This is a genomic window from Pusillimonas sp. (genome assembly GCF_029263785.1).
Lineage (GTDB): Bacteria > Pseudomonadota > Gammaproteobacteria > Burkholderiales > Burkholderiaceae_B > Pusillimonas.
Genome location: NZ_JAJUFE010000072.1, coordinates 1 through 10,315 on the forward strand (window position 1 = coordinate 1; position 10,315 = coordinate 10,315).

Consider the following 10,315-nt stretch of genomic DNA (forward strand, 5'->3'; position numbering starts at 1 on the left):
CTCCATCACTGACAGGTGCGGGAACAATTCAAAATGCTGGAACACCATGCCTATTTGCGAGCGCAGTTTGGGCAGGTTGGTATCGCGAGCTCCGACGGACACGCCATTTACCCAGATTTCGCCTTCCTGAAACGGCTCGAGGGCATTGGCAGTTTTTATCAACGTGGATTTCCCCGAGCCGGATGGTCCGCAAACCACCACCACCTCGCCCTTCTGCACCGACGTCGAGCAGTTCTTCAGGACCTGAAACGAGCCGTACCATTTACTGACGTTCTTGAATTCAATCACGGTAAACTCCTTGCGCCTAACGAGCGATAGCCATGCGTCGCTCGACGACTCTGACGAGACGGGACGCGGTGTACGAGATAATGAAATAGACCACGGCGGCAAACACAAACATTTCTACCAGACGGCCATCGCGCTGCGCCACATTATTGGCAGCCCCCAGGAAGTCGGTGAGCGACAGCACATACACCAGGGACGTGTCCTGAAACAACACGATCATTTGCGTCAGGAGCAATGGTGTCATGTTACGAAAGGCTTGGGGTAACACGATTTTTCTCATGACCTGCCAGTAATTGAGTCCCAGTGCATAAGCGGCTGCGGCTTGGCCGCTGGGAATCGACTGAATCCCGGCCCGCATGATTTCGCAAAAGTAGGCGGCTTCAAACAAAATAAAGGTGATCAGCGCCGAGGTAAACCCGCCCACAGGCACGGGCTGCCCGGCCTGCGTCACCCAGCCCACTATATAGGGCACCAAAAAATAAAACCAAAAAATAATCAGGATCAACGGCAAAGCGCGCATAAGGTTTACATAGCTTCCGGCCAGGCCCGAGACGAGGCGATTGGAAGACAGGCGCATCAAGGCCAGCAAGGTGCCCAGCACGATGGCACCCGCGGTGGACAACAGCGTGAGCTTCAGTGTAAACACCAGCCCCACCTGGATTACGTAGGGCGCCGTACGGACAATGGTTTCGAAATCGAACTCTGTCATGCCACGCCCTTTACCTGGCCGCGCCCAGGTACCCGGGTACCTGCATGCGCTTCTCGATATGGCGCATGCCGGCCACTACCAGAATATTGATGATCACATACAGCACTGTGGCGGCCGCGAACGATTCAAAGATCTGGAACGTGAACTCTTGCATGGCACGCGCGGCACCGGTCAGCTCCAGAAGGCCGATAGTAAAGGCCACCGAAGAATTCTTGATCAGGTTCAGCGCCTCGGAAGCCAGCGGAGGCATGATGATGCGTGCTGTCATGGGCAGGAGCACATGGCGGTACGTTTGTGGCCGCGTCAGCCCCAGTGCCGTTGCGGCCATTTCTTGTCCGCGCGGCAAAGACTCGATGCCGGCGCGAATCTGCTCCGCAATGCGCGCGGAGGTAAACAGACCCAGGGCAATTACTGCAGTCCAGAACGTGCTCCAGGTCGGGTCGGCCGACTTGATCATGTCGCCCAACGCTGCGGGCACAATCTCGGGCATCACGAAATACCAGAGAAAGATCTGCACCAAGAGCGGGATGTTGCGAAACAGCTCGACATAGGCTGCACAAAGGCGCTCTACCCATTTGATACGACTCGTGCGCAGCACCCCCACTGCTATGCCGAATATCAGCGCAATGACCCACGCTGCGGCTGAAGCACCTAGCGTCCAGTACACGCCACGGATCAATGTGTAGAGATAGGTTCCCGAGCCGTCTGGCGACGCTTCCCAAAAAACCATCCAGTTCCAGTTGTAGTTCATGTTCAAGCCAATTTAGCGGGATGTCTCGCATCCGATTTTATTCACCGACCACAGCATGACTCTTTTTTAGAAATTCGATACTCGCTGCGGCGCAATATCCAGGCCTATCGCAACAGCATCACCGACCCATGGCAACCCCTTCGCGGCGAGGATCAGCGCCCGCCCACAAGCGACCGTCGTCAATCACGATCCCATGCAAACCGCTCGGGAACTCGTGAACACTCACCTGGTGGCCCATTCGTCGTAAAGGCTGTACCAGTTGCTCAAGCTCTGTGCCACGCTCGAGTTCGGTTTCGCGATTCCGGCTGCCATAATTGGGCAGGGCAATGGCTTGTTGAATATCCAGGCCCCAGTCAATGACACCGACCAATGCCTTGGCGACGTAATTCATGATCGCGCTTCCCCCTGGCGACCCCACCGCCAAGAACGGCTTTTCATCCTTTAACACAATTACCGGAGCCATCGTGCTTCGGGGCCGCTTGTCGGGCTCAACCCGATTGGCAACCGGCCTGCCTTCTTGATCGGCAGGCAGCAGCGAGAAATCCGTCAGTTGATTGTTCAGCAAGAAACCGCGCACAAAAATCTTGCTTCCGAAGGCCGACTCGACACTGGTGGTCATGGACAGCACATTCCCTTCGCGATCTGCAGCCACGATATGGGTCGTCGAGGGGAGCTCCAGCGCATTATCCCGACCCAGTTCAGGCAGACGCGAGACGGGATCACCCGGGGGCGCCACGCCCATGCTGGTTTCGGCGTTGATCAGCCCGGCGCGAGCTTTGAGGTAATCACGGTCAAGCAGCGCCTCGACCGGGACATCCACAAAGTCAGGGTCGGCAAGATAATAGTCCCGGTCCGCAAATGCCAGGCGTCCCGCCTCCGAGAAATAATGAACCGCCTGCGCGCTGGTAGGTCCATAACTGCTCATCGGAAACTGCTCCAGAATTCCCAGCATCTGCAGCAGCCCCACAACTCCCGAACTGGGTGGCGGCATGCCGCATACTTCGTACTCGCGGTAGCCGGCGCACACTGCCCTGCGCTCTTTGGCCTCATAGCTGGACAAATCAGCCAGAGCCAGATCACCCGGCCTGCTGTGATTGTTTACGGCAGCCACGATGTCGCGAGCGATCTCCCCCGTATAGAAAGCGTCGGCTCCATGCCCTGCAATCTCTCGAAGAACCTCGGCAAACTCGGGGTTCTTCAATATGTGGCCCACCGGCCAAGGCTCGCCGTTGGGGTCAAGATAATACGCGGCCGCCGCAGGCTGCCTGGCCAGCGATCGGCTCCGGGCAAGCATTGTGTGAAGCCGGTGCGAGACGGCAAACCCGTTTTCGGCAATCTGTATAGCAGGTTCGAATAACTCCGCCCACGGAAGCTTTCCCTCATGTCGGTGAGCAAGCTCCATCATGCGAACCAGACCAGGCACACCAACCGATATGCCGCTGTTCACCAGCTCGCCAAATGGAAGAGGCCTTCCATCGCGCAGGAAGCGGTCCGCCCTTGCCGCCCCGGGAGCAGTTTCACGACCGTCATACGTGGTCAAACTGCCGTCAGCCTGACGGTAATACACAGCGAACCCTCCACCGCCGATTCCCGACGACTGGGGCTCGGTGAGGTTCAGGACAAGTTGGGCCGCGATGGCCGCATCCATGGCGCTGCCACCTTTCTCGAGCATTTGATAACCGGCTTGGGTAGCCAAGGGGTTCGCGGTTACCACCATGAAATGTTCTGCGCGAACCAGCGATTTTTCTGTATAGCCGCTTCCGCCCTCGGGATTGAGGTGCTGCGGGGGCAGCGGCTGTGCGCCCAGCGACGTGGCCAGCACCGCAGCCAGCGCGGCGGTTACCCATTTGCCCAAGACCTGCATCGTGTTCCATCCTTTTTAGGTACTCACGAACTGTACCAACTGTGACATCAACATGGGCGTTCGAAACAAAAAAGTTACTGAAAACACCCACCAATGCTTCAAAAGTTTCAGTCGGCTGCAAAACGCGATATGAGACTTGCCGCGTCGCGGACCGCTGGCTACGCTTGACTCATCACTTAGGCAAATGGAGCACATCACATGAACAAGCCGCTCAACCTCGTCAAACTGGCCGCCATCGGAACGCTGGCGTTCGCCATGGCCGGCTGCGCGACAGCTCGCGATCGCAAGACCGACAACACGCTTATCGGTGCGGGCCTGGGTGCCGCCGCCGGCGCTGTCATCTCGCAAGGAGACCCGCTATACACCATTGGTGGCGCAGCAGCAGGGGGCCTGCTGGGCAATATCCTGACCGAAGAACCCCGCTACCACCGCCGGGACTGGAACCGCGGACGCAATCACTACAATGGGCCGCCCCATCGCCACGTCCACAAGCGTCATCATCATAAGGGTCCCAAGCACCACCGTCACCGTCACTGAAATGCGCAACGGCGCCAGACCAAATCAGTACACTGAAAAAAAGGCAGGGGAGCACGCAATTTTCGATTGCGGATGCTTGGTGCCCCACTTTGGAAATAAGCTTCAGACGGCTTGCTACATCTAGGGCAAGCCGTTTTTCATGCCTGAAAACTGCCGTGTACCTAGGGCCTTCACCTAAAGACAAAGTGTACTGAATGTGACAAACTTCCAAAGATCCTGTCGCGCGCCAATTTCTTTTGTGCCCATACGTTGCTAATATTGAAAAAATATTCAAAAGCAACAATCCGCCTGGACGCGGTCAGGTCGGCAAAAACCCAGTCCCACTTTGGAGAAGACAATATGAAGCGCATTTTAAAAACCGTGCTTGCAACCGGTTTGCTGGCCGTGGCAGCTACTGCCCACGCCGCCGAGCCATTCAAGATCGGTTTGATTCTGCCCATGACCGGGCCGTTCGCCTCTACCGGCAAGCAAATCGACACCGCCGTCAAACTGTATATGCAACAACACGGCGATACCGTGGCGGGTCGCAAAATCCAGGTCATTCTCAAAGACGACACGGGCCTGGCCCCCGAAATCACGCGTCGCCTGGCACAAGAACTGGTTGTACAGGAAAAGGTCAACGTGCTGGCAGGCTTTGGCCTGACACCATTGGCATTTGCTGCCGCGCCCGTGGCCACCCAGTCCAAGACTCCGATGGTCGTCATGGCCGCCGCCACGTCGTCCATCATGGAAAAGTCTCCCTACATCGTGCGCACCTCGCAAACTGTGCCGCAGATCGTCACCCCCATGGCGCAGTGGGCGGCTCGCCCCGATTCTGGTATCAAGCGCGTCACCACCCTCATCTCTGATTACGGCCCGGGGCACGATTCCGAAAAGGTCTTCGTCAAGGAATACACCAAAAACGGCGGTGAAATCGTCGAATCCCTGCGTGTTCCCCTGCAGAACCCTGACTTCGCCCCCTTCTTGCAGCGCGTCAAAGACAGCAAGCCCGATGCAGTCTTTATTTTCGTGCCATCAGGCGCAGGCACTGCCTTGATGAAGCAGTTCCTTGAAAAAGGCCTCAAAGATGCCGGTATCAAGCTGATCGGTACTGGCGACGTCCTCGACGACGACCTGCTTCCCAGCATGGGCCCCGAGGCGCTCGACATCGTTACCGCCCAGCACTATTCGGCTGCGCACGACTCCCCCGAAAACAAGAAATACGTCGAGGCCTTCCGCAAAGCATCCAACAACATGCGGCCCAACTTCATGTCGGTGGGTGGTTACGACGGCATGCACCTGATTTACGCCGCGCTCGAGAAAGCAGGTGCCAACGCCACCGGCGATCAGCTTATCGAAGCCATGAAGGGCATGAGCTGGACCAGCCCGCGCGGTCCGATCTCAATCGACCCCGAAACCCGCGACATCGTGCAAAACGTGTATATCCGTCGCTCTGAAATGATCGACGGCGAGATCTACAACGTCGAGTTCGAAACGTTCAAAGACGTAAAAGACCCCGGCCTGTAATTGGGCACTTCGCTCGGGTCGCATGCCGACCCGAGCCTTCCTCCCGCCGGCTGGTGCGCTGCTCGCCCATCCGGCGCGACGCATTCATATCCCATTCATACTTCCTTCCCAGGCGTTTTTCCCATGGCTTACCACCAAGTTATGGTGTACAGGCCAAGCCATTTGCGCCAATGATGTAGCATAATCCAGTGCTTGGTTTCACTAACGGAGTTCTCGCATGGATCAGGATTTCAAGAGCAAGCTGGAAATTGCAGAGGTTGTACAAAATTGGGCCATTTGGCGCGACGCCGGCTTTTGGGATCGCTTCGCAACCGTCTGGCACGACGACGGATGGATGTCTGCAACCTGGTTTCAAGGCCCCGCTGCACAGTTCATCGAGGTCAGCCGTGCCGGCTTTGAAAAAGGGGTATCGATTCTGCATTTCTTGGGCGGAACCAGTATCGATGTGCAAGGCAAACGCGCCATTGCCCAGACAAAAATGACCATCAGCCAGCGTGCAGATGTCGACGGGCAGCGAGTTGACGTGCTGTGCACCGGCCGCTTTTATGATTTTTTCGAGCAGCGCCTTATTGACGGCAAGGACGAATGGCGTATTGTCCGGCGTCAACCCATTTATGAAAAAGACCGCATGGATCTGCTTGATCCCGGCGCGACACTCGACCTTGATCAGCACCTGCTGCAGCAGTTTCCGCATGGCTACCGCCATCTGGCCTATCTCCAATCCCGGCTGGGCTTCAAAATCAAGCCCGATATGCCAGAGCTGACCGGGCCGATCGTTGAGGCCTTGTACCAGCGCGGTCAAAAGTGGCTCGATGGCGCCGACTCGGCGTTCGACGAACCTCCGGTACCCAGTGGTATCTAGCATCAGCCCATGTCCAGCACCCAGAAGAAAAAGCAAGGCGCAGCCAGAGTCGCTACCGGGTCGGCTCCGGCGTCTTCAGCCCGGCCACATGCAGCCGACCCGTCCTGGCGCCGCGAGAACATTGGTCGCCTGTTGAATGAAGCCATTGCGCGTTTCGAAAGCAACATTCTTCGTCAGATGGAAGAAGCCGGCTATCACGGCTTCTCGCTCAGCCACATTACCGTAACCCGTAATCTCGACCTTGCGGGAACCCGCGCCACCGAACTGGCCCGACGCGCCGGCATCACCAAACAATCCATCAGCGAGCTCATCAATCAGCTGGAAGCCGGCGGTATTGTCCAGCGCAAGCCTGATCCGGCCGATGGACGCGCCAAAATAGTCACTTTCACGCAGGCGGGGCTTGACTGGCTGGAGGCATTCGGGGCGGCGCTGCGTCATGCCGAAGAACAAATGGCCACTGAATTGGGTCACGCGCGCTACAAGGCCCTGAAGGAATCCTTGAAGGCCTATACAACGTCGTCGTAGTAAATCCATACGACATCGTCGTAGTAAATCCATACGACATCGTCGTAGTAAACCCGTACGACATCGTCCTGGTAAACCCATACAACGCCGCCATCGTAAAAGCAGGCGCTGCACCTGCGTGCAACCTTCAGCGCAACGCCACTCGAATCGTCTACCGATAGACGCCGTATCGTTCCGGCCGTCCGTCTGAGGGTTGCAGCTCTTCTGCAGCGCCCAGGACAACAATCACTTGCAGACTCCCCTGATAAAGCGGGCTTCGTCGCCAATTGACAATTTAGTCAGGCATCCTTACTATTAATCAAATTGCTTCAACTTCGGAGATGCTTACATGCTTCCAGACCAGGTTCCAGTCGTCATTATCGGAGGCGGTCCTTGCGGCCTGATGCTTGCCAACGAACTGGGGCGGCGCGGCATCCGTGCCGTTCTGTTCGACGACAAGCCCAGCACCGCATTCAATCCTCAGGCCAACGCTACCCAGGCGCGCACCATGGAGCACTTCCGAAGACTGGGCTTTGCATCTGAGATACGCGATCTGGGTCTGCCCTCGGACTTTCCTACCGACATCGCCTACTTCACACGCTATTCCAAATATGAACTGGCGCGCTTCAGCCTGCCCTCGGCTGCCGAAGCCAAAAAGCGCATTCACTCGTTATCAGGCTCGTGGAGCGCGGCCGAGCTTCCGCACCGTGTCTCGCAAAAATTTGTAGAGCAGGTATTACGCGAGCACGCGCAAAAGTTGCCGGGCATCAGCATCAACTATGGCTGGCGCATGAAGGCCTTCACAGACACTGGCAGCAAGGTCGTCATTGATGTTGAGTGTCTTGAAAACGGCCGCCGGCATCGTATTGAAGCCGATTACATGGTCGGCGCCGATGGTCCGCGCAGTCGCACGCGCGAACAACTTGGCTTTCATTACACCGGCGAAACGGGTGTCAAGCGCGATTTCATGGGCGGCCGCATGTACGCGGTATATGCACGCGCTCCCGAGTTCTACAAGGTGGTACCACATGCTCCGGCCTGGATGAACGTTTGCGTCAATCCGCAGCGGCGCGCCTTCATGGCCACTGTAGACGGCAAGGGCGAATTTGCCTTCCATACCCAGTTAAAAGAAGGCGAAGACGAACGTACACTTACCGACGATGACGCGCGCCGCATGTTCCGCGAAGGTGTCGGCGCCGACATTCCCGTAGAAGTCCTGTCGCACTGCACCTGGACAGCCGGTCATGCCCTGGTATCCAATGGCATGCAAAAAGGTCGCGTGTTTATCGGCGGAGACGCCGCACATTTATTTACGCCCACGGGCGGCCTCGGATACAACACGGCCGTCGAGGACGCCGTCAACCTTGGGTGGAAGCTGGCCGCCGTATTAAAAGGACAAGCACATCCAACGTTGCTGGACACCTACGAAGCCGAACGCAAGCCACTGGCCATTCGAAACACCGGCTACGCGCGAAGCTTTGCAGATTCCCTCGGCCTGTTCGTCCCCGCGCCCGAAATTGAAGACGACAGCCCGGCAGGCGAAGCAGCGCGCAAGGTGGCGGGCGAGCATATGAATGCACATGGCCGCGCCGAGTTCAATATTCCCGGCATTACATTTGGCGGACGCTATGACGGCTCTTGCGCCATTATTTCAGATGGCACAACACCGCCCCCCGACAGCGCCAACAGCTATACGGCCACAGCGTGCCCAGGAGGTCGGCCGCCGCACCTGTGGCTGGACGAAAACCGGTCGCTATACGACGCATTTGGTTTTGAATGGACCGTGCTTTGCACCGGTGCCGACACTGCGGCGCTTCCCTTCGTCGAGGCGGCCCGAAAGCACGACATAGACCTTACCGTCATCCACGTGCCGCAGGCTCACAACCTGTACGAAGCCGATTATGCGTTGATCCGGCCTGACCAGATTGTGGCGTGGCGAGGCGATACATGCGCCAATGCCGACGCGGTTCTTCGCACGCTGCTGCATAAATCGTTACCTCAGAAATAAAGACGCGCTCGAGCGCCGCGAGTAAACTTTATGGACAGTCACAATTTCGCCTACAACAAGAGACAATCATGAAACGCGAATTCATCTACGAAGCCTTGCCGACCCGGGTCATTTTCGGAGACGGAAAAATGGCTGTCCTTCCCGAAGAAATCGCCAGGCTCGGTGCCTCCAGGGCCTTGGTACTGAGCACGCCGCCACAGGCAATATGGGCGCAACAGGTGGCGGGCATTCTGGGCGACACATGCGTGGGGGTATTCAGCGAAGCAACCATGCATACCCCGGTCGAGGTCACCGAAAAAGCCATGCAGTACCTCACTGATGTAAAAGCTGATTGCGTGGTTGCCCTTGGTGGCGGATCGACGATCGGCTTGGGCAAGGCCATCGCCCTGCGAACCGGTCTACCCCAAATTGCCGTGCCCACCACGTATGCCGGCTCCGAGATGACACCCATACTTGGACAGACCGAAAACGGTGTCAAAACCACGCTTCGTGATGCGGTCGTATTGCCCAAGACCGTTATCTATGATGTCTCACTGACGCTTACCCTGCCGGCAGCACTATCGGCAACCAGTGGCCTGAACGCCATGGCGCATGCGGTCGAGGCACTGTATGCTCAAGACCGCAACCCCATTATTTCACTGATGGCCGAAGAAGGCATCGCCGCATTGGGGCAGTCATTGCCTGCCGTTGTCGCCAATCCGCAGAATCGTGAGGCGCGTTCCAGGGCGCAATACGGGGCCTGGCTTTGCGGCATTTGCCTGGGCTCCGCAGGCATGGCCCTGCACCACAAGCTGTGCCATGTACTGGGTGGCACATTCGATCTGCCCCACGCCGAAACCCATGCCATCATGTTGCCTCACACTGCTGCCTACAATGCCCCCGAAGCGCCCGAAGCCATGCATCGTGCCGCTCGCGCACTCAAGGCAGACCATGTGGCCGACGGCTTATGGCTGCTTGCAGAACGGGTAAAAGCGCCGCGCGCACTAAAGGACATAGGCATGCCCGAGTCAGGCATAGATAAAGCCGTCGAGCTGGCGCTCAAAAACCCTTATTGGAATCCGCGACCGTTAACCGATAAGGATATCCGCGCACTGATTCGACGGGCCTGGGCAGGCGAGCCCCCGCAAGCCTGAGTCAATTACGCCCACCCGGCGCGAGGCGATGCTACCATGAGCGGCAGTTCCAGCGGTATCGACAGGTCTGCCCCCATGGCGCTGCTAAAAAACATAGAAACTTTCACCCTGGTTGCTCGCACTCAAAGCTTTGCCGAGGCTGCTCGTCAAATGCGC

General features: G+C 57.5%; 10 protein-coding genes. 6 read left to right on the forward strand and 4 right to left on the reverse strand.

Features of this window, described 5'->3' with window-relative positions; genetic code table 11:
• The 4 genes from Q1J88_RS12155 to ggt all read right to left on the reverse strand — a co-directional run.
• On the reverse strand, positions 1–288 hold a 288-nt coding region (locus Q1J88_RS12155; protein ID WP_301117985.1), incomplete at its 3' end, for an ATP-binding cassette domain-containing protein.
• A 16-nt stretch (positions 289–304) separates the two neighbouring features.
• Positions 305–994 (reverse strand): ABC transporter permease subunit, encoded by a 690-nt coding sequence (locus tag Q1J88_RS12160; protein WP_301117986.1) that lies wholly within the window; start codon positions 992–994, stop codon positions 305–307.
• Positions 995–1,004: 10 nt separating this feature from the next.
• Positions 1,005–1,745, reverse strand: coding sequence for an amino acid ABC transporter permease (locus tag Q1J88_RS12165; protein ID WP_301117987.1), 741 nt, complete (start codon positions 1,743–1,745; stop codon positions 1,005–1,007).
• Between the two features lie 118 nt (positions 1,746–1,863).
• Positions 1,864–3,609, reverse strand: a complete 1,746-nt coding sequence (gene ggt, locus Q1J88_RS12170; protein ID WP_301117988.1) for a gamma-glutamyltransferase — start codon at positions 3,607–3,609, stop codon at positions 1,864–1,866.
• Positions 3,610–3,807: 198 nt separating this feature from the next.
• Here ggt and Q1J88_RS12175 point away from each other — a divergent pair, with 198 nt between their 5' ends.
• The 6 genes from Q1J88_RS12175 to Q1J88_RS12200 all read left to right on the forward strand — a co-directional run bounded on the left by Q1J88_RS12175 (position 3,808) and on the right by Q1J88_RS12200 (position 10,159).
• Positions 3,808–4,146, forward strand: a complete 339-nt coding sequence (locus Q1J88_RS12175) for a hypothetical protein (RefSeq protein WP_301117989.1) — start codon at positions 3,808–3,810, stop codon at positions 4,144–4,146.
• A gap of 339 nt (positions 4,147–4,485) precedes the next feature.
• Complete coding sequence (locus Q1J88_RS12180) at positions 4,486–5,652, forward strand: ABC transporter substrate-binding protein (protein WP_301117990.1); 1,167 nt, start codon at positions 4,486–4,488, stop codon at positions 5,650–5,652.
• 217 nt (positions 5,653–5,869) lie between these two features.
• Complete coding sequence (locus Q1J88_RS12185) at positions 5,870–6,514, forward strand: nuclear transport factor 2 family protein (RefSeq protein WP_301117991.1); 645 nt, start codon at positions 5,870–5,872, stop codon at positions 6,512–6,514.
• 9 nt (positions 6,515–6,523) lie between these two features.
• Positions 6,524–7,039 carry a helix-turn-helix domain-containing protein gene (locus Q1J88_RS12190; RefSeq protein WP_301117993.1) on the forward strand — a complete coding sequence of 172 codons (516 nt, stop codon included), beginning with the start codon at positions 6,524–6,526 and terminating at the stop codon, positions 7,037–7,039.
• 328 nt (positions 7,040–7,367) lie between these two features.
• The gene (locus tag Q1J88_RS12195; protein ID WP_301117994.1) at positions 7,368–9,026 is read left to right on the forward strand and encodes an FAD-dependent oxidoreductase; all 1,659 of its coding nucleotides are present in this window, start codon (positions 7,368–7,370) and stop codon (positions 9,024–9,026) included.
• 68 nt (positions 9,027–9,094) lie between these two features.
• Positions 9,095–10,159 (forward strand): maleylacetate reductase, encoded by a 1,065-nt coding sequence (locus Q1J88_RS12200; RefSeq protein WP_301117995.1) that lies wholly within the window; start codon positions 9,095–9,097, stop codon positions 10,157–10,159.
• Positions 10,160–10,315: the final 156 nt, after the last annotated feature.

What these genes read in the sequence shown, in the direction of transcription:
- Q1J88_RS12160 (WP_301117986.1), bottom strand. Translation starts at nt 994, where the DNA reads ATGACAGAGTTCGATTTCGAAACCATTGTCCGTACGGCGCCCTACGTA.
- Q1J88_RS12165 (WP_301117987.1), bottom strand. Translation starts at nt 1,745, where the DNA reads ATGAACTACAACTGGAACTGGATGGTTTTTTGGGAAGCGTCGCCAGAC.
- ggt (WP_301117988.1), bottom strand. Translation starts at nt 3,609, where the DNA reads ATGCAGGTCTTGGGCAAATGGGTAACCGCCGCGCTGGCTGCGGTGCTG.
- Q1J88_RS12175 (WP_301117989.1), top strand. Translation starts at nt 3,808, where the DNA reads ATGAACAAGCCGCTCAACCTCGTCAAACTGGCCGCCATCGGAACGCTG.
- Q1J88_RS12180 (WP_301117990.1), top strand. Translation starts at nt 4,486, where the DNA reads ATGAAGCGCATTTTAAAAACCGTGCTTGCAACCGGTTTGCTGGCCGTG.
- Q1J88_RS12185 (WP_301117991.1), top strand. Translation starts at nt 5,870, where the DNA reads ATGGATCAGGATTTCAAGAGCAAGCTGGAAATTGCAGAGGTTGTACAA.
- Q1J88_RS12190 (WP_301117993.1), top strand. Translation starts at nt 6,524, where the DNA reads ATGTCCAGCACCCAGAAGAAAAAGCAAGGCGCAGCCAGAGTCGCTACC.
- Q1J88_RS12195 (WP_301117994.1), top strand. Translation starts at nt 7,368, where the DNA reads ATGCTTCCAGACCAGGTTCCAGTCGTCATTATCGGAGGCGGTCCTTGC.
- Q1J88_RS12200 (WP_301117995.1), top strand. Translation starts at nt 9,095, where the DNA reads ATGAAACGCGAATTCATCTACGAAGCCTTGCCGACCCGGGTCATTTTC.